This window comes from Paenibacillus sp. FW101-FHT12H11, assembly GCF_058790355.1.
The window spans coordinates 356,881-380,247 of the sequence record NZ_JBYTCO010000007.1 but is presented as its reverse complement, the minus strand read 5'-3'; the positions used below and the strand labels follow the sequence as shown (position 1 = coordinate 380,247).

Annotated in this window: 21 protein-coding genes and 1 riboswitch; of the genes, 2 read left to right on the top strand and 19 right to left on the bottom strand. The window is 45.4% G+C overall.

Features of this window, described 5'->3' with window-relative positions:
• Positions 1-1,344 carry a hypothetical protein gene (locus AC3WTJ_RS24230; RefSeq protein ID WP_492523995.1) on the bottom strand — a complete coding sequence of 448 codons (1,344 nt, stop codon included), beginning with the start codon at positions 1,342-1,344 and terminating at the stop codon, positions 1-3.
• A 132-nt stretch (positions 1,345-1,476) separates the two neighbouring features.
• Positions 1,477-2,274: a class I SAM-dependent methyltransferase gene (locus AC3WTJ_RS24225; RefSeq protein WP_492523994.1), complete on the bottom strand. Its 798-nt coding sequence runs from the start codon at positions 2,272-2,274 to the stop codon at positions 1,477-1,479.
• Between the two features lie 188 nt (positions 2,275-2,462).
• Between AC3WTJ_RS24225 and AC3WTJ_RS24220 the strand changes: the two genes are divergently transcribed.
• Positions 2,463-3,716: an esterase-like activity of phytase family protein gene (locus AC3WTJ_RS24220; RefSeq protein ID WP_492523993.1), complete on the top strand. Its 1,254-nt coding sequence runs from the start codon at positions 2,463-2,465 to the stop codon at positions 3,714-3,716.
• A 45-nt stretch (positions 3,717-3,761) separates the two neighbouring features.
• On the opposite strand, the gene AC3WTJ_RS24215 is transcribed toward AC3WTJ_RS24220, so the two are convergent.
• From AC3WTJ_RS24215 to AC3WTJ_RS24190, 6 genes are all read right to left on the bottom strand, one after another.
• On the bottom strand, positions 3,762-5,075 hold the full coding sequence (locus AC3WTJ_RS24215; protein WP_492523992.1) for a hypothetical protein: 1,314 nt from the start codon (positions 5,073-5,075) through the stop codon (positions 3,762-3,764).
• Positions 5,076-5,463: 388 nt separating this feature from the next.
• Positions 5,464-6,606, bottom strand: coding sequence for an acyltransferase domain-containing protein (locus tag AC3WTJ_RS24210; protein WP_492523991.1), 1,143 nt, complete (start codon positions 6,604-6,606; stop codon positions 5,464-5,466).
• Between the two features lie 42 nt (positions 6,607-6,648).
• A complete protein-coding gene (locus AC3WTJ_RS24205; protein WP_492523990.1) occupies positions 6,649-8,907 on the bottom strand; it encodes an ATP-binding cassette domain-containing protein in 2,259 nt (752 codons plus the stop codon).
• Between the two features lie 53 nt (positions 8,908-8,960).
• The gene (locus tag AC3WTJ_RS24200; RefSeq protein ID WP_492523989.1) at positions 8,961-10,205 is read right to left on the bottom strand and encodes a DUF4153 domain-containing protein; all 1,245 of its coding nucleotides are present in this window, start codon (positions 10,203-10,205) and stop codon (positions 8,961-8,963) included.
• A complete protein-coding gene (locus AC3WTJ_RS24195; RefSeq protein WP_407867600.1) occupies positions 10,195-10,434 on the bottom strand; it encodes a helix-turn-helix domain-containing protein in 240 nt (79 codons plus the stop codon). Before AC3WTJ_RS24195 ends, AC3WTJ_RS24200 begins: the two co-directional genes overlap by 11 nt.
• 16 nt (positions 10,435-10,450) lie before the next feature.
• On the bottom strand, positions 10,451-10,933 hold the full coding sequence (locus tag AC3WTJ_RS24190) for a DUF2975 domain-containing protein (protein ID WP_492523988.1): 483 nt from the start codon (positions 10,931-10,933) through the stop codon (positions 10,451-10,453).
• A 246-nt stretch (positions 10,934-11,179) separates the two neighbouring features.
• Here AC3WTJ_RS24190 and AC3WTJ_RS24185 point away from each other — a divergent pair, with 246 nt between their 5' ends.
• Positions 11,180-12,280: a GerAB/ArcD/ProY family transporter gene (locus AC3WTJ_RS24185; RefSeq protein WP_492523987.1), complete on the top strand. Its 1,101-nt coding sequence runs from the start codon at positions 11,180-11,182 to the stop codon at positions 12,278-12,280.
• Between the two features lie 3 nt (positions 12,281-12,283).
• Here the strand turns inward: AC3WTJ_RS24185 and AC3WTJ_RS24180 are convergent, their stop codons facing one another.
• From AC3WTJ_RS24180 to AC3WTJ_RS24130, 11 genes are all read right to left on the bottom strand, one after another.
• On the bottom strand, positions 12,284-12,514 hold the full coding sequence (locus AC3WTJ_RS24180; protein ID WP_492523986.1) for a hypothetical protein: 231 nt from the start codon (positions 12,512-12,514) through the stop codon (positions 12,284-12,286).
• A gap of 12 nt (positions 12,515-12,526) precedes the next feature.
• Positions 12,527-13,675: a Ger(x)C family spore germination protein gene (locus AC3WTJ_RS24175; RefSeq protein WP_492523985.1), complete on the bottom strand. Its 1,149-nt coding sequence runs from the start codon at positions 13,673-13,675 to the stop codon at positions 12,527-12,529.
• A 42-nt stretch (positions 13,676-13,717) separates the two neighbouring features.
• On the bottom strand, positions 13,718-15,250 hold the full coding sequence (locus AC3WTJ_RS24170) for a spore germination protein (RefSeq protein ID WP_492523984.1): 1,533 nt from the start codon (positions 15,248-15,250) through the stop codon (positions 13,718-13,720).
• Between the two features lie 131 nt (positions 15,251-15,381).
• Positions 15,382-16,155, bottom strand: coding sequence for a pirin family protein (locus AC3WTJ_RS24165; RefSeq protein WP_492523983.1), 774 nt, complete (start codon positions 16,153-16,155; stop codon positions 15,382-15,384).
• 118 nt (positions 16,156-16,273) lie between these two features.
• Complete coding sequence (locus AC3WTJ_RS24160; protein ID WP_492523982.1) at positions 16,274-16,774, bottom strand: MarR family winged helix-turn-helix transcriptional regulator; 501 nt, start codon at positions 16,772-16,774, stop codon at positions 16,274-16,276.
• A gap of 89 nt (positions 16,775-16,863) precedes the next feature.
• Positions 16,864-17,205, bottom strand: a complete 342-nt coding sequence (locus AC3WTJ_RS24155) for a DoxX family protein (RefSeq protein ID WP_492523981.1) — start codon at positions 17,203-17,205, stop codon at positions 16,864-16,866.
• Positions 17,206-17,341: 136 nt separating this feature from the next.
• Positions 17,342-18,013: a thiaminase II gene (gene tenA, locus AC3WTJ_RS24150; RefSeq protein WP_492523980.1), complete on the bottom strand. Its 672-nt coding sequence runs from the start codon at positions 18,011-18,013 to the stop codon at positions 17,342-17,344.
• An 85-nt stretch (positions 18,014-18,098) separates the two neighbouring features.
• A riboswitch (TPP riboswitch) is annotated at positions 18,099-18,199 on the bottom strand.
• A 37-nt stretch (positions 18,200-18,236) separates the two neighbouring features.
• On the bottom strand, positions 18,237-20,225 hold the full coding sequence (locus AC3WTJ_RS24145; RefSeq protein WP_492523979.1) for a putative phage tail protein: 1,989 nt from the start codon (positions 20,223-20,225) through the stop codon (positions 18,237-18,239).
• 55 nt (positions 20,226-20,280) lie between these two features.
• Positions 20,281-21,111, bottom strand: coding sequence for a carbohydrate ABC transporter permease (locus tag AC3WTJ_RS24140; RefSeq protein WP_492523978.1), 831 nt, complete (start codon positions 21,109-21,111; stop codon positions 20,281-20,283).
• A complete protein-coding gene (locus tag AC3WTJ_RS24135; protein WP_492523977.1) occupies positions 21,104-21,982 on the bottom strand; it encodes a carbohydrate ABC transporter permease in 879 nt (292 codons plus the stop codon). Before AC3WTJ_RS24135 ends, AC3WTJ_RS24140 begins: the two co-directional genes overlap by 8 nt.
• Before the next feature lie 30 nt (positions 21,983-22,012).
• Positions 22,013-23,323 (bottom strand): ABC transporter substrate-binding protein, encoded by a 1,311-nt coding sequence (locus AC3WTJ_RS24130; protein ID WP_492523976.1) that lies wholly within the window; start codon positions 23,321-23,323, stop codon positions 22,013-22,015.
• Positions 23,324-23,367: the final 44 nt, after the last annotated feature.

The window sequence follows — 23,367 nt, the reverse complement described above, 5'->3', positions numbered from 1 at the left end:
TTATAGAAAATCAACTGTAAAATATTGCGCTATTTTATTTAGATACCACTGATCCTTCGTAATCCACGTATCACCGGATGGCATGTAAGCAATGAAATTTGTCAATGTCTGGGAGCGATCCTCGATCTCCTTTGCTTCCCTTGCGTCAGAGGAGGACATCGTGCTGTCCATATGAAAGGCAACGACACCATGAATATATAGATCCTTACTGCCATTTTGCATAGAGAAGATCATGCTGGTGCTGTACCCTTCGACATGCGTATGTTTGGCCGGCGTATCACGGGTTGGATTGTTGCGCCCGGCGTTCCAGTTATTGTGGACCATGGTGACATATTTATCGAGCGCTTCATCTGTTGCATTCTGATGGATATATACCTCTGGCTTTGGTTCAGCATTGAAATCCGCCTCTAAGCTCTCGATGCGCCTAGAGAGAAACGCTAAGTTGTCCGACACTTCCTTCAGAGGGAAGGCGCCTAAATCCTCAGCTTTTACAAACAGGAACGTATTTAAATAATCTTGAAGCTGAGGAGCCAGTCGGGCAAGCGTTGCATCTTGTGCGATTCGGCTGTTCAACCTTTTCACCTCTTGAAGAATGTTCTTTGAGAAGTCCAGTACGTAAGACTCCATCTCTTCAATGGCGGCCATATCTATAGTCAAAAGCGCATCCGGCTTGGATAAAGAAGCCATCGCATAATAATTCAGTAGCCGTGTTTTCATATCACCAGGAAAAATGTGCATGTGCGTTCGCAGTTCTTCCAAACGCGGCAGTATATCTTCCTTACTTGTATGATCCTCAACTGCATCATAGAAAATATCCGTCTCCCCGTCGTCATTAGAGACCGTAGGGTCCAGATACAGCTTTTGCAGGACATTGCTCGCAAGTTGGCTGATTTGGTCTCGGGACTGCTCCCACTTATCTTTCGCTAACTGTACGGTAAAGTCCGCTTCATCTATTTCCTGCTCTAATATCGCATTAAACGTAGAAGGATTCACGCGTGCATTTGTTTTGGCCGAAAGGATTTGGCTCTTCATCCCGATCAGCTCGAAAGCCTGCAATAAGTCGCTAGTCGTTGCGCTGCGCTTCAAACTATCGCTGTACTGGGCTACTAATTTCCGTTGAATAGCAGGCTGCCCAATCGACGTGGTTGGCGCTGCCAGCTGTTGCGACATCATGCGCGCCACTTCTTTATTGCCAATCGTCCTCTGAAGCTGCAGTACAGAGGAGGCATTCATCGGCATACGCATGGAAGAAGATCGCTGATCCGCCATTTTTGAAGATGGAGACTGCTTCTCCATCGAGGTACTGCTCGCTCGGGTTGATTTCGAAGATGCATGGGCTTGCATACGGTTTCGAGCCTCCTTAGTGCTGATTAACAATGAATCTGATATTAATTATAGTACCACAATTTACCACGGTGGAGATCGGTAGAATGGATTGGCTGTCTCGCTGTGTGAAAGGTTGGTTGTAGAATTGATTTATGAAGCCCTTGCTGTTAACAAATGATAATAATTAAGTATTTTCAGTCCTTGCTTTGTTGCATACTTATTAAATATGACCTCGACATCTTGCAGACACTCTTGCCATACGATTTCCTTTAGTTTGTGGTTCTGCCCAAAGCATTTTTTGATAAGCACATCTTCAGGTGTAGCAAGGTATTCTATCTCTTCAAACAGCTCTGCTTGAATATCTGTTAAGCCACTCCCGTGAAGATTAAGATCAGACAATATGTCATTTGCCTCAGGTTGTGGCATTGATGAATAGAGACCTGGAAAACGATCTCTTAAACCTCCATGGCTACCGGCATGATAGAGTCCCATAATCATTCCGCCAGGTTTGACAATGCGATTTGCTTCATGATACCAGTCTCTTGGTCCTTTTTTAGTATAAGCTACATCGAAATAATCATTTGGAAAGGGTAAATGACCATCCCCATCCGTAACCATGAAATTGATGTTCCCCAATGACTTATGCTGGTTGCCCTTTTCAATAAATCCCTCCACGACATCAATACCGACAATTTCTCTAGCATCTAGGGCAAACTGTAAGGCAAATTCACCGTGTCCGCATCCGACATCCAATAATCGGCCATAATTTAAATTAGCAGCTATTTTATGACCGAAAATGATTTCAGCTCTCGGCTCTTCGAACTGCGACTTCCACGGGTATCTGTACTCTCCTGTTTCTTTGAATAATTGTTCATACCATTCCCGGCTATGGGGTGGTATCCATTCTGCGTGTTTCATTGGATCAAAAAGGTTCTTGCCATCTGACATCTTAATCCCTCCCATGATCTTATAAACTCTATCTACAAGTATTCTGGAATTAATTGGATAATCCTTTCTGTCCCGGAATTAAAGCTTATGTAAATTTCCCCATTTCCTATTGTCCCGTTCTGACGCACTTCTATATAATGAGAGTGTCATCGTTACTGATGGATGAATTTGGGAGAGAAGGTGTTGACGTGAAGGTAAGAAAGCTCATATCCGCAAGTGCTGTCGCCGGTTTGTTGCTGGCCTCCGTACCATTCACTGCCGCTTCGGCCGCCACGACGGAACCAGGTGGACAAGCTCCAATGACGGAAGGCCAACAACCGAAAGCAGCGAAACCTCATAAGCAAGAGAAGCACGCTATGAATCACAAGGTCGGACAACTTACGTTTATTGGTGAGCAACGAATCGCAAACGATCTGAAGTTCGAGGAAACGCTTGTTGGCGGATTATCTGGTATTGATTACAACCCAAGAACGCATCAATGGATTCTGATCAGTGACGATCGTTCAGACAACGCTCCTGCTCGTTTTTACACAGCGAAGCTGAAATACGATACCAAAAGTTTTTATAGCGTCGAACTAACTGGTATGACAGAGTTCAAACAAGAGGATGGCACAACGTATCCGAACAAAAAAGAGTACACGGCTAATCAACAAGGCATCGTCCCTGATCTGGAATCGATCCGCTTTGATCCTAACGGAAAATCGGTCTGGTATACGAGCGAAGGCGATCGCACGCTGAACTTGAACCCTTTCATCCGCCAAGCGACATTAAAAGGCAAATACTTATCTTCCATCCTGATTCCTAAAGCTTTCCAAATCGATGCCAATAGCGGCAGCTCCACACAGAAAGGTTTCCGCAATAATCTTGCTCTGGAAGGAAGCAGCTTCTCCCCAGACGGAAAATACTACTTTACATCCATGGAAGCCGCGCTCTACCAGGACGGCGAAATCTCGACGGTGGATGCTGGTTCATATTCCCGAATAACGAAATACAATCGAAGCGGCGACATCATCGCGCAGTATGCTTATCCGGTTGACGCCATCCCGGCTAAACCCGGACAAGGCAAAAGCGCCGATAACGGCGTTTCGGAAATGCTTGCGATCAATGATCACCAGTTCCTCATCTTAGAACGCTCCGGCGTACAAGCCGCCGACGGCAATTATTCCAATTATATTCGCATCTATGAAGCGGATGCCGCTCAAGCGACGAACGTGAACAACCTTGATTCGTTAACGGCCGGCCAATTTACACCTCTTACAAAGAAACTGGTTTTGGATCTTAATACGCTAGGCCTGCCGAAACTCGACAATGTAGAGGGCATTGCGTGGGGACCGAAGCTCCAAAACGGGCACGACAGCCTTGTTCTTGTCTCAGACAACAATTTCGGCGCTTCACAAGTGACGCAACTTCTAGCTTTCGACGTTTCACCCGAGAAGAAGTGAAAATCGCTATAGAAAAAAGACCGCAATCTGCGGTCTTTTTTTCATTTATAGGTGCTCGAATATCTTAACTCCCTTCGGAAGTGGGACGTTCGCGGGATTCGGCTCTTCCCTCTTATCCGGGACGATCCGTCCATCCACAAGAATCGCCATATAAATCGTATTCGGATTCAGTTCAGAAGGAGGTTCTTCGCTTTCGGTCTTATTGAAGAATAACTTTCCTCCTAATTCCCACAAAGGCAGACCGTCACCTTGCACGGCAGTACCTGCCATTTTCGTAAAATTTCCAACCTTGCCATCGGATGCTACATCTACACCTCTAAGCATATTTGGCGTAAGCGGCGTATTTTGACCATGTCGCATATTCACTTTACCGGTCTCCCCAACGGGCATGTCTCCGGTCACATCGACAGTAGCAAAACCGCTTAATGCTGACTCAAGCATATTGACAATAATTTCCCATTCCTCATCTGAATCAGGAGGGTAGACCGTAAGAAATTTATCGATAGACTTAGGAGTTGGAGTAATATCGAACTTATGGTAGACCTTCCAACTTTTAAGCAAAGGACTGACTATCTGTGCAATAGACAGACGCTGGCTGGCGTCACCGGAGCCAACATGCGCTTTCCAACTTACATGTGGAATTTTGCCTTCGCCCCACGACATATAATTGCGGTCTTGCTGGTACCCACTCTTTTCCAAATATTCATCCATCGTCTCGGAAGCTTTCATTTCTTTCTTCTCTTCCACGATCTCCTGTTGCCTTGTCAAAGGTGCAATGACTTCTCTTTTGCTAAAAGCTTCTGCCCGACGGCGTCCATCCCGAGCATCCGATGGTGCCTCCGCTTGAATGACAGCTCTTCTCTGCTCAATACTCTCCAAAATCTCATTCACTTTAAGAAGTTTTGCCGGGTCCTTCTTCTTTAGTTTCTTACTGCTTTCCCTCAGATTGTAGCTTGCACGCCATTCTCTAATAATAAGTTCGATCTTCGTTAATAGCTCTTTCTGAGCTGCATAATCCGTATTCCCTAACTTCTCGTAGACGACAAGCGCATCGCCGAGATTGCCCCACGAAGTCTTGCCAAATCCAAACTTGGTGCCGGCTGTCAGCCCATCGCTCTCCAAATCCTGTTTCGTTGGCAGACCGGGTGCCCTTTGCACGACAATTTCCGTTGGCTTTGCAGAAAGCTGCATGTTTCTTTGCAGCAACTCTCCTACTCTTCGGTTTCCCAGTGTCCGCTGCATCTGCATCCAATGGCTGGTTGCTGCGCTGAGCTCCACCTTGGGAACTGCTCGTTCGCCGCTTTCGCTATCCTTTTTCTGCACGCCCCGCGTTGGAGCCTGCGTACGCATTCCCGTCATTCAAACCGCCCTTTCAGGATGGGAGTATATGGTAGTCAATATCTTTACTATACCATATCCTGCAAAGGCCGTTTCCCCCAGGTTCAATATGCGATTGAACATTGTTGGAACTTTATATGTTTAATCGCAGACTATCAATCATCCAGGCAATCGCTTTGTTCAGATCAAGCGGATGATGCATAATAAATGACAAGATCAGGTGAGTCGTTCAGTCTTCGTCGAATGATGGTTGAGATGTTTTCTATTTGTTGATCCACCCGAAGCCCCCCCTTACTTAAGCTAAGGTTTCCCTAACCCCAATTCTTCAAATTCATAAAATTTCCAGATACGGAAAAAGGAGTACCGACAGTTGTCAGTACTCCTTTTCTATATCTGCTTCTAACAATTTTCATTTATCGTAAGATACGTTGCCAAACTCACCGCATAAATCAAGGAATATCCCATTCATATCAAATATCTCTTTATCTTCCTCTACATATTGAAGAACCTGTTTCCTTAATGAGGTGTCAGGCTTCGCGTCTTTAACCTCCGTCAATTCATTAAACACAAAATTCCATAGGAAACGCACGGATCCCGCTGTCGGATACAGGTAGAATTGCTCTTGGAATTTTAAGATATTGCTCGTAGGCGGCAGCATCTCCCGCAGTTGGGGAGTAAAGAGCCATGTATGACAAACCATGCCTTTATATTTGACTTCTGGAAAGTAGGTCGCAAAAAATTCCTTCGCTTTTAAATAAGTGTCTTTGATAGACTCCATATTAAAAGCAGTATCTCTTGGAATGTGGATTTCAAGTAACGTATCATCTTTGTCCAGCACTTTTTCCCATTCATTTCTGTTAAGCTTAACTTGCTCCTGAAGTCCTTTGCCAATAGGCGTAATTGGATGTCCGATGTAAAACGCTTCCGTTTCCGTATATTCCGTTACAAAACCATCGGTTGTCTTCTCTTTTTTACATACGCCTTGCATATCCCCGTTTGCTCGCAGTTCCATTCCTTCACCGCATAAAAGTAAAAATCTTTCTTCCTTCGCATTGTAAAAGCCTTTGACGACTCCGGAAAATTTCGCAGCCAGGAATTGCATGCCGCCAATCCGGAACATTCTGGCTTCGAGATGCCTCCAGATCCAGCTGAAATTTCTAATGGCATAATATCCTACCAGATTATAAGCATTTTGTACCCATACGCCGATATCCCTCAAAGTTTCAACGAATAATTCCTCACTCAGTCCCCATTCGGCATACTTCTGCTCGGCCAGAGGCAGTCTTTGCAACGCGGCATGCAGATAAAACAGGGAAGCTTCATTCCCAAAGGTTTCTTCTACATAAGGGTCAATCGTTAACGGTTCCCAAACCGTTGTCCAGTGACCACTCTCAATTGTATTTTTATAAAAATCCATATAAATATCTAAAAGTTTGTGATCTTTGTTCAGCTTATTGGCGATCTCCACCAATAGTTCGGTAGCCCCTTCAGGCATCAATATTTTCCTGCAGTATTGCTGTGTTAATTCTTTTGATAGTAACAAAAGTTCCATGAATGTACACCTCTCCTAGTAAACAAATGCAAAATAGCCGTGTTAAGTTCTTAAGTATTTCCCCGTAATCGAGTGCTCCGCATGGATAATCTGCTGAGGTGTTCCTTCGAACACCACTTGACCGCCATTGCTTCCTCCATCCGGCCCCATATCGATGATCCAATCCGCTTGACTGATCACATCCAGATTGTGCTCGATGACGATGACCGTATTACCAGCATCCACTAGTCGGTTCATAATCCCGAGAAGATGACCGATATCGGACATATGCAAGCCGGTTGTAGGCTCGTCCATTACGTAGATGCTGCCCTTTTTATGCAGTTCGCTTGCCAGCTTGATCCGTTGACATTCCCCGCCTGAGAGCGTGCTGAGCGGCTGGCCGAGTGTAATATAGTTCAACCCCACATCACTCATTGCCTGGAGTTTGCGCACAACCTCTTTAAGCTCAAAAAACTCCAAAGCCTGCTCCACCGTCATCTCCAGTACTTCAGCAATGGACTTACCGTCCAGCTTGTAGGCCAGTACTTCTTCTTTGAATCTTTTCCCCCCACATACTTCGCATGGCAGCTTCACGCTATCGAGGAAAGCGAGGTCTGTGTACACAACACCTAGCCCTTGGCAGTTCTCGCATGCGCCTTTGGAGTTGAAGCTGAACAAGCCTTGGTTCACCTTGTTGGCAGAAGCAAATGCCTTGCGTACATCATCCATAATACCCGTATATGTTGCGGGATTCGAGCGGGTTGACACGCCAACGGCCGATTGGTCGATGACGATGGCATCCGTATGCTCGCTGAGAAATACCTCGTTAATTAGTGTGCTTTTGCCTGAACCGGCAACCCCTGTAACGACATTCAGCACGCCCGTTTGAATATCGACAGTCACGTTCTGCAAGTTGTGCAAGGAAGCATTTTTGATCGACAGCTGGCCGGATGGCTGCCTGCAATCGTGTTTCAGCTGAAGCGGTCGCTTCATATGCGTACCCGTCAGGGTTCCGGACGCCAATAGGCCTTGATAGCTGCCTTCATACATAATCGTACCGCCGCGGCTGCCGGCATGCGGCCCAACGTCAACGATATGATCTGCGATCTTAATCACATCCGGATCGTGTTCCACGACGATCACCGTATTGCCTTTGTCTCGCAGCTTCTGGAGCAATTCATTGAGCCGATGCACATCGCGGGGATGCAAGCCAACGCTCGGCTCATCGAAGATATACGTGACGTCCACCAGACTGCCGCTCAGGTGCTTCACCATCTTCACCCGCTGCGACTCACCGCCGGACAAAGTGTCCGTCTCGCGATCCAGTGTCAAGTAGTCAAGCCCGATATCCACCAGATGCTGCAGCCGCTCCGTGAGCGACTTCACGACCGGTGCGGCAACCGCATCGTCGATCTCCCGAATGACGCGAATAAGCTGTCCGACCTCCATGGAAGCGAGATCGGCAATGTTGTGTCCATTAATTTTGCAATTGAGCGCAGCTTGACTGAGTCTGGCGCCGTGACAACTGTGGCAAGTACCCTCTGAGATATACGGGGTTACAGCTTTCTGTGTGCGCTCGGACATCGTTTTCAAATCCCGCTTGATATACTTATTCGTGAACTTCTCGAAGACACCTTCCACTGTAATATTGACAGCCTTGCCGGCGAATTGCATCTCTATTTTCCTAGCTTTGCTGTACAACAGTTGATCCAGTTCCGCTTCCGAGTAGTCGCTCAGCTTCTTGTCGGGATCGAAGGACCCTGTCTGGATAATCATCGACCAATCCATGCTGTTCACGGAATAATCCGGCAGCATAATGGCTCCTTCATTCAAGGACTTGGACTTATCCAACGCTTTGCTTACGTCAATGCCCAGCCTGCGGCCAATCCCGTTACACTCAGGACACATCCCCTGAGGATCATTAAAAGAGAACATGTTGGATTGTCCAATAGGGGGTTGACCTACTCGGGAGAACAGAAGTCGGAGAATGGGAGAAATATCGGTAATCGTGCCCATCGTGGAATGAGATCCGCCGCCTAACCGCTTCTGATCCACAATCACGGCCATGCTTAAATTCTCTATTGCATCCGTATCGGGCTGCGGATAGCGTGGGAGGAAATTCCGCACGAACAAGCTGAAATTTTCATTCAGCAATCGTGTGGATTCGGCAGCTATCGTATCGAATACGATGGATGACTTGCCGGATCCGGATACCCCGGTGAAGATCGAGATCTTTCGCTTGGGAATACGTAAGGATACATTCTTGAGATTGTTCTCCCTTGCTCCCGAGATGACAATATACTCCTGGTGGAAATCGCTCATGCTAACATCCTTCCTATAGCAAAATTTTCTACCTATAATCACATTGTACCATTCTAAAAAATCAAAGGAAAAGTAAAGGTTACGATAGCAGCCCACAGTCCGTAGATTGGCAAATACTTAGTGACCGCGTCCTGGACGGCCCAAAGCCCTGTTTTATTTTGCAGAAAACGCATATAGGAGATCATAATCCATATTAGATTGGCCCAGACAAGGAGATTTACGCCAAGAACAGCAATTCTGTTGGGCGAAATCCCATACGAAGACAGCCTGAACACAATGGCCGATAAAGCCACACTGTCTATGAGAAGCGCGAGAATAATTAGCGCAAAATTCAGGTAATCCGAAATGTTCTTTTTCTCTTCCTTGCCACTCTCCGTAATGGAGAAAATGGTGACGGCCAATACGGCAAGGAGTATACCGTTGAAGGAAAGGAGAAAATCGCGATCCATGAATGGATTTTTCCCCACGAAAATCACCGTTACGAGATAGGCCACCAAGGTGACCAATACTAGTGGGCTAAAGATTTTGGCGATATATGGGGCAATATTCTTAGCAAGTTTAAGGTTTCTTGACACCAAATACGCAGCTACGATGGCGAGTGCGGCAGCGCCGAATAAGACAACGTTTTTAAAATAAAATTCCGCTATATCCATGCCCACAAAACGAAATAACTGCATGGTTAATGCGGTTAGCAGCCCTCCACTGATTGCCATAATGGCGTAGAGAATGCCGAATTCCCCATTAAATTTAAGATAAGCTAATCTTGCATTGCCTTTGCGATAATCATTTCCTGTAAACGCAAGCCCTACTAAGACCCATAAGAAAATGGGAAGATGGATATAGGCCAAGACAATACTGTCGTTAGTTTCGAGGGGAAGCGTATTCAGATAAATGCCTGAGATCATAAATAGGGCAATAAGGATATACAGAATATTTTTTCTAGGGAAATTACTGTATACGAAATAGGCGGCAATAAAAGGCAGTATGCCAAAAACAAGGTTCAAATGAGCTATGGCGTGCTGTTCAGCAAACTGGAAAATGAACCTGCTGACCAGCCCGGCCAGAATGGCTAGAATGCCCATGGAGATAAAATCCCTGTGGAACAAGGATGATTTCTCTGTATTTGCCGACTCTTTGAAATTCAGTCTTTCAAACCATATTGCGAGAACCTGCGAATCCGGGTTTAGTTCCCACGCGCGTGTGAAAGACTTTCTGAAAGTTTCAGGTTCTTTTCGAAACAGACGTTCCAATTCATGAGGGTTAGCCAAATTTTTAATAACCAAATTGCTAATCTCCATATTCGTCTTCCCCTTCCGTGTCGCCGCCGCTTTGATATTCTAAAATGTCGCCAGGCTGACAGTCCAAAGCTTTGCAAATCGCTTCTAACGTTGAGAATCGAATCGCTTTGGCCTTCCCATTCTTCAGAATGGAGAGGTTCGCCATGGTGATGCCAACCCGCTCCGTTAGCTCGGTTACGCTCATCTTTCGTTTCGCCAACATCACATCAATATTGATAATAATTGCCATAGGGGTTCACCTCTCCTCAGACCGTCAAATCATTTTCAGATTTTATATCAATAGCTTCCTTCAAAAGCTTCTGGAGAACTGCTGCGAAAACCGCAATGACGATGGAAGCACCAATCAAAACCAATCCGATCACGATAATGCCAGGCGCATCGTCTTTCTCCGCGATGAGATAAAAAAGCGGAAAGCCAATCACATACAAGACACTGAATGTCATTGCGCAGTATTTAATAATCTTAAGAGCTCGCACAGACAATTCTGAGAAAGCCGTACTCTTGTCAATGTAGCCTAAAAGTTTAAAAGCTTGATACAGAGCCAAGTAAAAAGGTATCGCCGTGGCATACAAATCCATCATAACCAGGGCATCCAAATAACCATGATCCGGATACAATTCGACGGCGTAGTTCGCTATCTTTGGCACCAAATAAATGCACAATGCCAGCACAGGAATACTAATGAGAATTAAGACAATTTTTAAAAATAGGGTTGAGCCTCGTTTCATTACCATGCACCTCACTTCATTATTTTCGATTTTAATTTAACATATAATTTATCGTTTTTCAATAAATAATTAGCGATTATAGCTATATTTTTATTCTTAATTCGAATTTCATTGGCGATAAACAGAAAAAGAGCACTCCTTATGACAAGGAAATGCTCTTTCGTCTCAACTATCGGCTGATGTTCACTTATTTATTGCAGGTTAGAGGGGAATACTGGAAAGATCTGATTTTCAAGGAGAACACACATGGAGTCCGTAGAAAAAATAACAGGAACGCAAGTAAGTTTATTAATTTTTTCATTTGTAGCCCCTACCGTCATTCTTGTCATACCAGGATTGATGTCTACGATTTCAAAGCAAGATGCATGGATAACGATTCTCCCTGCGTTTTTGATCGGGGCCTTAACGATTATGGTGATGACAACCTTATCAAAACGTTATCCAGGTCAATCGATTATTCAGTACAGCTGTCAAATCATTGGGAAATGGCCTGGGAAATGTTTGGGATGCTATTATCTTTATTCCTGGATCAATTTTGATTTCATCATTCTGAATCAACACGTACAGTTTATCAATACGGTTCTGCTCATGAGAACGCCTTCCATCGTGATTAGCCTAACATTGGCCATTTTATGCGGAATAGCCGTCTATATGGGGATCGAAGCAATCGCAAGAGTGAATGAGTCCTTGTCTTTGCTCATTCTTGTTTTGTTGATTCCACTCTTGATTCTTATGCTCACGGAATCAGATCCGGAGCGGCTGCGTCCAATTCTAAGCAAAGGGATCGTACCTGTCCTGCAAGGATCTATTTTTCCTACCGCTTACTTAAGTCAATTTTTTATTTTGGGATGGCTGATTCCATTTATGAATCAACCGAATAAAGCAACTAAAGCTGCATTCATTTCATTGTTTACCATCTCTGGCCTTCTCGCGATTACGATTATACCGCTCATTATGGTCTTTGGGCCGTTAACGAAAAAGTTGACTTTTCCCGTGCTAAGCGTGATTCAGTATGTTGGTTTGAAAGGAAGCTTTGAACGCTTAGAGGCATTAGCGGTAGCTATTTGGGTGATGGGATGCTTTATCAAAATATCTCTAACTTTTTTTATCATCTGTTTAAGTTTAGGGCATCTGTTTAACATAAAACGATATAAGGACTTAGTCATCCCAATAACGATTTTGTCCGTGTTTGGTTCGATTTCAATTTTTGTCAATTATTCGACCGATTTGTCAAGTTATTTGAATTACACGTACCCTAGCTATGCCTTATTAACACATCTAGTATTACCGCTAGGCTTACTCTTGATTGATTCGACAAAAAGGCGTTGGAAGAAATCCGTTCATTAGCCTTCAACGGTTTAGAATAAACTTGCCAATCCCCTGAAAAATCATATTCAAAGGTGCTGTTGTGCTTGGAATATCAACATGGGCTGCCAATAACGAGCCGAGAATCGTACATATTCCCATCAAGCAGCCATACAAACCAGCCGTTACAGGCTGGTTTTTCTTCATAAAAATTTGAACTTTATACAATGTCCAACCCAACATGACAATAATAAGAGTTACGATTTGAAAGATCATCCTCTAAATCTCCTATTCATAGAAGGAAGAATGTACCATTCCCGCTCCTTTTAGCGTTAAATGAACTTCAATAGAAATCTCCGCCTCTGGAAAATTCGTGTCCCATTGATCTTTCATAACCTCCCACTGATCCGGGTTATTTTTGTAAACTTCTTGGCCGAAGCCCACGCTGTCCACTTGATATTTCTTTTGGATTTTAGACAAAAAATCCTGTACTTGCTTTTTGGCCGCATCCTCCAGCGCCTTTTTAATTCGTTTCAAATTGTCCGGATCCGTAATATCCAAAGCGGAAGTATTCTCAACCAAGCTTCCTTGCCCTTCCAGTTTGATTTTGAATCGCACGGAATCTTTCTCAGTTTGCGTAATGATTTTACCTTTCGTATGGATGAGCATCATCCCGACTTCCCCTGAACTTTGAGGGACATTTGCCGTGATTCTGCCGTACTTCAGCTTGTCAGTCACCCACATGAACGCAAAAGCTTCATTGACATCCAATAACCCGGATAATTTGTAACCTTTAAATACACCGGCGCCTGCAACCCTATAAATTTGCCTTTGTGCATGATTGGAATCGATCTCAGGTTCGATTAACCCGACGACGGGCTGCACCCCTTCACTATCGGATGAAATGAAGAAATCCCGCAAGGTGACGGCAACATCATCTCCCGAAAGTTGCAATTCTTTGGCTACTTCACTTGGTATTTCTTTTAGAAGAGACTCCATCTTCCTCTCGTTTTTCCCATCCCCATCTTTCACTACCATGATATAAGCCTTCAAACGATTCCTGGGGTCGTGCGTAAAGATATCCAATAAATTTTCCGTTCCATGTCTAGCTAAACGCTCACTAATAAATACAACACTGCGGTGAGAGTAGAACAAGCTATGAGAGCTCTTCTTCTGCAGTTTTTGATGAACCTCGTTACCGGTTTTTCCTTCAGCAAAAATGACATAAGAATTTTGATTCGTACTGCTCCCCCCGCCGCTGACTGTGCCTTTGGAAGATGCAGGTGAAGCTATTTGCAGATAACAAATGATGTTTCCATTCTCCGCAAGATCTAGCGCAGTAGCCGTAACAAAAGCTATATCATTCATTTCCGTACGATCCCAACAACCGCTAAGGAAGAAGAATACAAGAAGAATAGTATATTTGAACAGGCTCATCTCAATCCCCCCAGACCAAGTATCTCCTCAACTTCAGAATGGTTAATTCTGCTCCCCCTCTTGATTCGGCCTTATGGAGGGGCGGAATTTGGCCCAAATCGGAATCCGTATCAGGACATCTTTTAAAGCCGTTAGCTTCAGCGGAGCAACTGGCGAGAAATACAGACTTCCAAAAGAACGAAGGTTGGTCACATGCAGCATGATGGCTAGAAGCCCTAGTACAATGCCGTAAAGGCCTAATAACCCCGCTAAAAATAACATGGGAAAACGGAGCAAACGAATCCCGTTTGCGAAACTGTAGCGTGGGATCGTAAAAGCTGAGATCCCTGTTATGGACACGATAATAACAACCGGCGCAGAAATGAATCCTGCTTGAACCGCGGCTTGGCCAATGACCAAACCTCCGACAATGCTTATGGCTTGGCCAATCTGTTTCGGCAGGCGAATGCCTGCTTCTCTCAGGGCTTCAAAAATAATTTCAATTAATAAAGCCTCAACCATTGCAGGAAAAGGAACGGCATCCCTTGAGGAGGCAATACTTAGCACAAGATTGGTGGGGATCATCTCCTGGTGGAAAGTCGTAATGGCTACGTACATGGGAGGTGCGAATATGGCAAAAATGATGAAGAGAAAGCGAATCCAACGTACAAAAGTAGCGATTGGCCAACGGATATAATAATCTTCGCTTGCTTGGAGACCTGTCCAGAATGTCATCGGGACTACAATAACAAAAGGGGTTGTGTCGACAAGTATGGCTACTTTTCCTTCAAGTAATTCAGCAACCACCACATCCGGGCGTTCTGTACTATGGACTTGGGGAAATGGTGAATACGGTTGATCCTCAATAAATTCTTCTATATTCCCTGAGTCTAGGACACCCTCGAGCTTGATTGGCTTTAATCTTGCTTTTACTTCGTCAACGACGGTTTGGGAAGCAATCCCTTTCAAATACGTAATGGCTACTCGAGTCTTGGAAAGCTCACCAAGACTGATATACTCCATTTTTAACTTGGAAGTTTTGAGTCTGGCACGTATCAGGCTAACGTTGGTTGAAAGATGTTCAATAAAACCATCCCTCGGGCCGCGTATTACGGGCTCGGACGATGCTTCATCAATACTTCGCTTCGATGTACCCGGAATCGAAACTGTCGTCACGATACTGCTGCCCGTTGAAAGAATGGCCGCATGGCCATCTAAGATGTTAGCAACGGCTTCCGACACTTTTGTCGTGCGAATTGTAGTGCCGATGGAAATCATTTCGCTTTTCAAATCTCCAGATTCCTTCGGATATGTATCACTTGTCAGACTCGTTAACAATGGCTTAATAACATTCTCTTCAAGTGTTGTTTTATCAATTAAACTCTCTATATATACAATGAGCCAATGCACGTTCTGGTTAACATCTATCCTTCTATAAACCAAATCCGAACAGTCCTCAAACGTTTCTTGCAGCAACTTTTCGTTCTGTTCAATTTCCGCGGTGAATGGAGTAGAACTGTCTTCCTCCAGCAAGGAACTTTTCATACCAGGAGGATATTTATATGACCGGAATTTACCTATTTTTAACCAACTCATGAAAATCCTCCTAGTCAGCACAATCATTGCTATTATGCCGAATCGAGCGAAACCTATGCGAAAAGTGCTTACGGCATGGCAGAAAGCGCAAAAAAAGACGAAGCAACATCGCTGTTACCCCGTCCTTATTCTTATCTTGCTTTATTATACAAAGGATAATCGACTTTCGTCGGGATCTCGATGATAAACATACGAAGCTTCTCATCCTCGGCTCGAACGTTTACTTCTACTTCTTCTTCGGCTTGTACAATAGCAAAGTCTTTATTTGTAAAAGAGACGCGATTTGCTTCTCTGGTCCATAGAATACCAGACTTGCCGCGAAACGCTAAAGCTGCGAACATACGGTTGGGCAATAGCCGATGAACGTACGTTGACCCGGCTTCAACTTCGATATCGTACATGTTTACGTCGGTTACAAGCTTTTGAATCGGAGAACCTTCCCCTACTACCGTTTTTACGCTAACGCCATCGTGGGATATACGAGGGAACTCTTCGTTATCGTAAAAGGTATACAGCGGTTCGCGATTCAACGCCTCTTGTAAATAGGGTTCCAGCCAGATTTGAAAACCTTCGTAACCTGCAGTGACGGTCTCTGCGTGATGCATGCCCGATCCGGTTTGCATTAACTGAACATCGCCTGCTTCAAGTGTACTCTCTGTGCCGAGCGTATCCCGGTGAGTTCCTTTTCCGTTGATACCGTAAGTTAGAATTTCAAAACCTTGATGAGGATGAAAGCCGATGCCGCCTTCCTTCACCGCATGCCCCCATGACCAATAGAAAAGAGGGCCAAGCCGCACGGTAGCAGCTCCTTGGCCTGAAAATCCTAGCGGCTTCTGCGCATATATCCTTCCTCCGTCGAAAGATTCTTTCCCTTGAAACTCTGGGCCTAGGATCTGTATGCTCATTATAATCTCTCCCATCTATACCAGATATGAACGTTAATATTATATATATTATAATAATAGGATACTTTTATTGATAAAAATGACCCTCTTTGTTTCAGTTAGAGGGTCGTTTTTTTGTTCATCCTAAAGGTTCTGACTTATTGTCAAATCCATTTCCGTTTGCATCGCTTTGGCGATTCTTAATGCCGTATCCAATTTTCTTAAGCAGGACAATGAGTTCATGCTTCTCTTCATCCGTCACAAAGGACAAATCGTCGGAGATCGCTTGGACATGAGTCGGAAAAATGGAATCAAAATAACTTCGGCCTTCGCCGGTCAATACCACATTCACCTTGCGGCGATCACCTGGAATAGGAAGGCGTTCCACGAATCCTTTCTTCTCAAGCTTATCCACCACATAAGTGATACTCCCGCTTGGAATCGAAAACGTGTCGCTAATTTTCTGTATAGGGTGTGGACCTTTATTGTATAGAAACTCAAGGATTTGGAATGTCTCGATACTGAGGTCAAAGCTATCAATGCTTCGCTCCATGCTGCCAAACAATTCTTTTACCATGTTTCTTATAACGCGTATAAGCCTTAAATCAAGCTCTATACCCTCTTTATCGCGTTCAGTCATACGCCAACCACCTTATCTTGCTTTCTTATACACAAGGATATTCGACTTCCTCAGGAATTTCAATTAGAAAAAATCGAATGTCTTCTGCTTCAGTTCAAAATAATGACAATAACAGCGAGTATGAACAGAATGATGGGCATCATGGCTCTACCAACTGGATCTTTCACGCGAACCAAGTGGACAAGAGCCGCAACAAACATGGTGATTGCCATAAGAATAGCACCGATTAAGGCATATGGACTAACCCAAATGCCGATAATAATGATAGCGGCCGACAGCACTTCTACTAAACCAGTAAAAATTCTCATTCCCGTCGATAGCCGATAGCGCTTGAACTCGTCTACCATCTGCTTGCTGCCGAACTTCATGAAACCAAACAGCAGAAACCCGATCCCTAAAATAATTTGAAGCACGATGGACAAAATATGCATGTGAATCACTCCTATTAATATTTTATATAGCGTTAGTTATTCTAATATTAGAATATATATTAGTCAAGACATAATTTATGAATTGCTTAAAAGAAAAAAAGGAGAAAGCCACGTGGCTTTCTCCTTAAATTCCTAACTATTCATCAGGCCAGCTTTCCATCCGGTAAGCCATCTCCCAAAACAAATATTCATACCGCGTCGTGTTCAGAAAAATCTCTTCCAGCCTATTGAGTTCGGCTTCCGGCTTCCCTTCGGAGAGCTGATCTAGCAGCCCGATGCACCACTGCGCTAACCCTCCGAACTCTTCCGAGCTGTACATTTTAATCCAATCCCCATAGTAGGAATGTTCGCTCGCTCCAGGCAATCGGTTTAGTTCTTTGCCAATTTCGGAATAACTCCACATGCAAGGAAGGAGCGCCGCGGTTAACTCGGCTAACGATCCGTTTTGCGCCGTATGCAGCATATAATGCGTATAAGCCAAAGTAATCGGGGAAGGTTTGGCCTGTTCCAACTCCTCTTCCGTGATGCCGAAGCGAGCGGCATATGCCCTGTGAAGGGACATTTCTTCGTTCAATGTGGAGTCCAGCAGAGCAGCAAATTTCCCCATAACTGCCAAATCATCCGATTTGACCGCTCCTAATGCAAACAGTTTGGCATAATCTTTTAAATACACATAGTCTTGAATCATATAAAAGCGAAATTTCTCCAATTCTAACGTGCCGTCTCCCATTTGCTGAACAAACGAATGGGCGTGGTTTCTCCGCCATACCGGTTGCAGTCGCTCATATAAACGCTCAGAAAAAGTCATTGTCTTATCCCCTTTTTAATTAATCTAATAGTCAAACAAAAAAACCGCCTTCTGATAGAAAGCGGCCGCGTTATGACAGTACCCAAACGACAAACAACCACTTCCCTTCGCTAGCATTACCTAGATCAGGTGTAAGGGTTAAGACGAACGTCTTTCTCAGCTATGACAGCACCCCTAGTGTTCAATACGATTCAATTGTCTAGTCAAATCTTACCACAACCTGCTATTGCAGCCAATCCCCTACCATGCCTGAAATCTCCCACTGTCCATCTGAGCGGCCCACCAGCACGATAGAGTTGCCTTTCAGGTTAGTTCCAATCAGGGTCTTACCCCCTGAGGGTGTCAGAATCGTCTTCCCCGGTTGTGTTTGCAAATTAAGCAGATACGGAGCTTCCACAAAAAATGTGTACGTGACACTGGCTTTCGCTGTTGGCAGCAGCAAGGTGACCTCAGCGGATGCGCCAGCGTTGGTGATTTTGAAGCCTATGTAATCAAAAGTGACGGATCCCGAAGAAGGGTACGCTTGAATAGGCAGCGGCTGTTTGACGGCACAGATATCCTCGGCTGAGGGGTCTATGGCATAGAGCTTTTGGCCTCCGCCTTTGATGGAGCAGCCCAAATAGGAGACGTTCCGCAGCAATTCTGCGTTGTTTTTCTTTAACGAGAATCCACGTTTTATCAGCGGAACCTGACGTGTATCAACGGATTCGCAATCCGTATAAACCGCATTTCCGATCGCGGTTCTTACTTGCGACGGTACCGTTGTGAGGATGAACGAGGAGCCGTAACCGTAGGGGTCTTCCGGCTGGTTAACCGTGTTACAGTTCATCGCCCGGCACCGAATATAGGAGCGCTTCGCGCCGTCTGCCGAGAAAGATAAATCCGAGAATCCGGCGTACTGCTCACTTTCCGCGATACAATCAATCAGTTTGATTTCACCTTGTACGGCTTTCGTGCCATCTCCACCATAATTCATGGAGAAACCAAACGAGTTCCCTTTCGTTTTGCACTTATCAAACACGATATCGATGGGCTCACTGGCAGCCGTTGGTTTCAACAAAGTGACCAGAAAGCCCCGGCCTGTATTTCCATCCGCCACACATTGGATGAAGCGAATATTTTTCAGTAAATCAAGTTGGCCATTCGGTTCAATATCGACTCCACTCTGCGGAGCTGTTCCTTTCGTGCCCGAGAAAATGCATTCCTCCACGGTGAGACCGTCTACGGAGATTACAGAGAGTCCTTGTCTGCGGTTATTATCCGCGCGGCAATTACGGAGCACAATATTTCGGCAGAAACCTACCGTGGATTCGAAATAGCCGATATAAAAGCCATCTCCGCCGCTTTCATTCGCGTTGATATTCTCAATGACAATATTCTCCGAACCGCTGATGTCAAAAATATGAGCTTGTTCGCCTGTCGTATACGCCGCCTTGTTCATTCGTAACGTCGAGCCGTTTCCGTTGATGTATACGTCTTTAACGGTTTTGATGCGGATCAATCGTTCGTAGACAGGCCCTACTTTGCTCAGTGTATCTACCGCTTGTATGACGGTCCCGGGCTCAAATTCAATCGCAATTTGACTTGGAATGAACAATTGGCCTGTTAAATAAAAGCCCGCCCGCTGTTTGGGAATAAAAAGCTTATGACCAGACGCGGTATTTAGCGCTGTCTGTAAAGCCAGCGTATCGTTCGTCACGCCGTCTCCTTTGGTGCCGAACCAAGAAGCCATCAGCCTATCACCGTAAATCCGCTTGAACCGCCTGCCGTTGGAGGACACAAGTACGGTTCCCGTGTTATCTACGGATGTAGCGTCGTTCGGGTCATAACGGAAGAAGCCCTCCTGCATCTCGTTCGTTACGTAATAAGCAAGCGTAGGATCAGGTTCGAGCTCGAGCCTCAGGTCCTCCAACTTCACTGCGACGCAGAAATTCGTGTCCAGAATCTCAAGCAGCTCGGTTTTGCGTTTCTTAATCGCCATGCCATATACGGAGCTTGTAACCGACTGGTCGCTGGCAAAGGCGGTAGACTGACCTGCTACCTGCCATAATCCTCCGGAGACAGCAGCAATTCCTCCTATCCCTAACGTGGCCAGCAATTTCCTGCGGCTAATTAACGGCTCCTTATGACCTTGCCCCTCCGCTCCTCCCTCTGCGTTCACCGGAGCAGCCGCTTCTTCCATTTCTTGCAATTGGTTAGATTGTTTAGACATAGCTGTAGTCACTCTCCTTTTCCCTATGCGGGCCATTTGTTGGAGTTCCGTAAAGTCAGCCTTTCAATCCGGTTGAAGCGATGCCTTGAACGAAATATTTTTGCGCAAATAGAAATACGACAAGGACGGGGACAATGGTGATGACGGCGCCAGCCATGATCAGGGTCATCCGGTTCTGAACTTCGTTTTTCAGGAAAAGGAGCCCGAGAGGCAGGGTAAACATCTGTTTATTTTGCAAGTAAATAAGCGGTTCTAATGTGTTATTCCAAGCGCTGATGAAAGTGAATACAGCTAGTGCGGACAAGGCCGGTTTGGCTAACGGAAGATAAATCTTATAGAAAATTTTCCAAGGGTTCGCCCCATCCACCCAAGCGGCGTCATACAGTTCCTTCGGGAGTGTTTTATAAAATTGGTGCAGCAGGAAGATGCCAAAAGCCCCGCCAAGGAAGCTCCTCAGTATGAGCGGATAATACGTATCAAGCGCACCGACGGATTTCCAGATAAAATACGTTGGAATCATCGTAATTTGGGATGGCAGCATCATCGTGCCAAGCATCGACAAAAATATCAGATTCCTGCCGCGAAATTGAAAAAATGCCAACCCATAAGCTACGATCGCGCAGGAAGCTACGGTTCCGATTAAATCCATGATCGTGACAAAAATGCTGTTCATCGTGTACTGCAGAAAGTTGACTTCGATCCAGACCTGCCGGTAATTTTTCCAGACGAACGGATCCGGGATCAGTTTAGGCGGCAAGGTTAGTTCCGAACCTGCTGCTGTTAATGAAGTCGAGAGCATGTATAGAAAAGGCACAAGCATAAGAACGGACCCGAGGCCTAATATCGCATAAGCGGTAACTTTCAAGCTGGTGTAAGCATTATTCATAATGCACCCACCTCTTTTCCGTTACCTTCTGTACAATGGTGATGGCTAGAATGACGAGGAACAGTCCCCATGCCATGGCGGATGCGCTGCCCATTTTGAAATTCAGGAAGGAGTCGCGGTAAATCAAGATGTTAGGCACCATATTCCGGTCGGCGACAGAAATGACGTCACCAAGCATGACTAGAAACACATCAAACGCATGAAAAGCGGAGATCGTTGAAAGGATCATAACCATATAGACCATGGGGGACACGATCGGCATCGTTATTTTGGTAAAAAGCGTCCAACCCGTCGCCCCATCCATCCGTGCCGCTTCCAGCATTTCTTGGGAGATATTCTGCATGCCTGCCAAAATAAGGACCATCGAATACCCGGCGCCCTTCCAGATGTTTACAAGCGCTATAGAACCAATGACTAGCCACCATTTCCCACTGCGTATCCAATCGACCGGTTGGAGTCCGAGCGTATGCAAAATCCAGTTCAACAGGCCGTACTCATTGTTGTAAATCCACAGCCAGATCATGCCCCCTGCGACCCATGGCGTGATCACAGGGAGAAAGTAAATCATCCGAAACAAGGATTTGCCTCGAATCTGCTGATTGAGCAAATAAGCAAGAATGAGCGCAGTAAATGTCTGAAGCGGAACGAACAATACGGCAAAATAACCGACGTTACGCATCGAAAGCCAGAAAACTTGCTGGTGCAGGAATTGGCTCCAATTTCGCAGTCCGATCCATTGCGGCGGGTTGAAGAGATCCCACTTCGTAAACGTTAAATAAAGGGAAAATACGAAGGGAAACAAGAAGAAAATCAGCAGTTGCAGGACAAAAGGTACGGTGAAGACGAAGCCCCACCAGCCTTGTTTGCGCATCGGAGCACCTCTTTTCAAGTCCAATCCGGTTTATTTGTTTTCGTCGAGTACGCCTTGGACTTTCTGCTGAATTTCTTTGGCGCCATCTTCCGGTGTTCGCTTGCCATCCATGATATCGTTCAGGATCGGACCGGCTGCTGCGCGCCATTCGTTCCAGGATGCGTTCTCATCCAGGGTTCCCCCCGCTTCTTCAATCCCTTTCGTATAAGCCTTCTTGTTCACCGGTTTCGTCGTTGATTTCTCGAGCTCGGCCAGCGCTGTTTTCTTCACGGGCAAACTTGTGCCGCTTTCTGAAAGCAAACCTTGACCCTCATCGCTCAAATAGTACTTGAGGAATGTCCAGGCTGCCTCTTTCACCTCAGGCTTCGACCTGGCATACACAATCCATTGGTTCACAACCATCGGAACAAAGCGTTTGCCGTCCATACCGATCGGCATTTTGACGGTGTCCCAATCAAGGTCCGGCTTATTTTTATTCAGAGAGACTTGCGTGGCGTATTGGAAAAAGGTCATGGCCACTTTCCCATTTTCGAAAAATTTGCCGGTGGTTGCCGCTTCTCGCGTAGGGCTAATCTTCAGCTTGTTGATGGTATCGGCCCATGCCGTTAGTCCTTGAATCGACTTGGGATCTGTGAAATTTGATTTCGTTAAGGTCGAATCGAGAGCGGAACCGCCGTATGCCCTCATCCAAGGAAGCCATCCTAAGGTGATATTGTTGCCTGCCTGGAAGCCATAAATATCCGGTTTTCCATCCCCGTTCGTATCTTTCGTCAATTTTTTGGCGGTTTCAATCATATCGTTATAAGTCCAGTCATCGGTCGGGAAAGGAATGTTATTGTCTTTAAAAATTTGTTTATTATAGGCTAGCGCGCCTGGGTTGATGCCATGTGGAATCCCGTAAATTTTGCCATCTAATTTGGCGGAGGTCAGTGCACTCACGTAGTCGTCGGTTTTCAGATCGCGCTTGATGTACGGTTCCAGATTCTCCGCTACCCCACGTTTTCCATAACCAAGCACCACCGCATTTTCTTGCAGCCAGAGATCAGGGGGATTGTTTCCCGCGATACGAGTGACGATTTTCGTGACAAAATCCGCCCACGGCGTTTCCTCGATTTCCAGCTTAATATTCGGATATTTCGCTTGGAAATTCGTGATAATCTTCTGGCTGGTGATGTCATAACCGCCGGGTAAGCCGATTTTCAACGTGACATCTTTCAAGGGGGCTGCTGCTGCCGTTCCTCCTGAATCGTTAGGCGTAGTAGCCGCCGGTTTACCGGTTGAACAGGCTGTGAGGAGAGATAGAGCTACCATAAATCCAATAACGGTTGTCTTTTTGCTCATGCGTATGACCTCCCATTAAGAACAATTTTGAATCAATGACACCT

Bases quoted from the DNA above. Each gene is read 5' to 3' on its own strand.
- AC3WTJ_RS24230 (WP_492523995.1), bottom strand. From the start codon at position 1,344: ATGCAAGCCCATGCATCTTCGAAATCAACCCGAGCGAGCAGTACCTCG.
- AC3WTJ_RS24225 (WP_492523994.1), bottom strand. From the start codon at position 2,274: ATGTCAGATGGCAAGAACCTTTTTGATCCAATGAAACACGCAGAATGG.
- AC3WTJ_RS24215 (WP_492523992.1), bottom strand. From the start codon at position 5,075: ATGACGGGAATGCGTACGCAGGCTCCAACGCGGGGCGTGCAGAAAAAG.
- AC3WTJ_RS24210 (WP_492523991.1), bottom strand. From the start codon at position 6,606: ATGGAACTTTTGTTACTATCAAAAGAATTAACACAGCAATACTGCAGG.
- AC3WTJ_RS24205 (WP_492523990.1), bottom strand. From the start codon at position 8,907: ATGAGCGATTTCCACCAGGAGTATATTGTCATCTCGGGAGCAAGGGAG.
- AC3WTJ_RS24200 (WP_492523989.1), bottom strand. From the start codon at position 10,205: ATGGAGATTAGCAATTTGGTTATTAAAAATTTGGCTAACCCTCATGAA.
- AC3WTJ_RS24195 (WP_407867600.1), bottom strand. From the start codon at position 10,434: ATGGCAATTATTATCAATATTGATGTGATGTTGGCGAAACGAAAGATG.
- AC3WTJ_RS24190 (WP_492523988.1), bottom strand. From the start codon at position 10,933: ATGAAACGAGGCTCAACCCTATTTTTAAAAATTGTCTTAATTCTCATT.
- AC3WTJ_RS24185 (WP_492523987.1), top strand. From the start codon at position 11,180: ATGGAGTCCGTAGAAAAAATAACAGGAACGCAAGTAAGTTTATTAATT.
- AC3WTJ_RS24180 (WP_492523986.1), bottom strand. From the start codon at position 12,514: ATGATCTTTCAAATCGTAACTCTTATTATTGTCATGTTGGGTTGGACA.
- AC3WTJ_RS24175 (WP_492523985.1), bottom strand. From the start codon at position 13,675: ATGAGCCTGTTCAAATATACTATTCTTCTTGTATTCTTCTTCCTTAGC.
- AC3WTJ_RS24170 (WP_492523984.1), bottom strand. From the start codon at position 15,250: ATGAGTTGGTTAAAAATAGGTAAATTCCGGTCATATAAATATCCTCCT.
- AC3WTJ_RS24165 (WP_492523983.1), bottom strand. From the start codon at position 16,155: ATGAGCATACAGATCCTAGGCCCAGAGTTTCAAGGGAAAGAATCTTTC.
- AC3WTJ_RS24160 (WP_492523982.1), bottom strand. From the start codon at position 16,774: ATGACTGAACGCGATAAAGAGGGTATAGAGCTTGATTTAAGGCTTATA.
- AC3WTJ_RS24155 (WP_492523981.1), bottom strand. From the start codon at position 17,205: ATGCATATTTTGTCCATCGTGCTTCAAATTATTTTAGGGATCGGGTTT.
- tenA (WP_492523980.1), bottom strand. From the start codon at position 18,013: ATGACTTTTTCTGAGCGTTTATATGAGCGACTGCAACCGGTATGGCGG.
- AC3WTJ_RS24145 (WP_492523979.1), bottom strand. From the start codon at position 20,225: ATGTCTAAACAATCTAACCAATTGCAAGAAATGGAAGAAGCGGCTGCT.
- AC3WTJ_RS24140 (WP_492523978.1), bottom strand. From the start codon at position 21,111: ATGAATAATGCTTACACCAGCTTGAAAGTTACCGCTTATGCGATATTA.
- AC3WTJ_RS24135 (WP_492523977.1), bottom strand. From the start codon at position 21,982: ATGCGCAAACAAGGCTGGTGGGGCTTCGTCTTCACCGTACCTTTTGTC.
- AC3WTJ_RS24130 (WP_492523976.1), bottom strand. From the start codon at position 23,323: ATGAGCAAAAAGACAACCGTTATTGGATTTATGGTAGCTCTATCTCTC.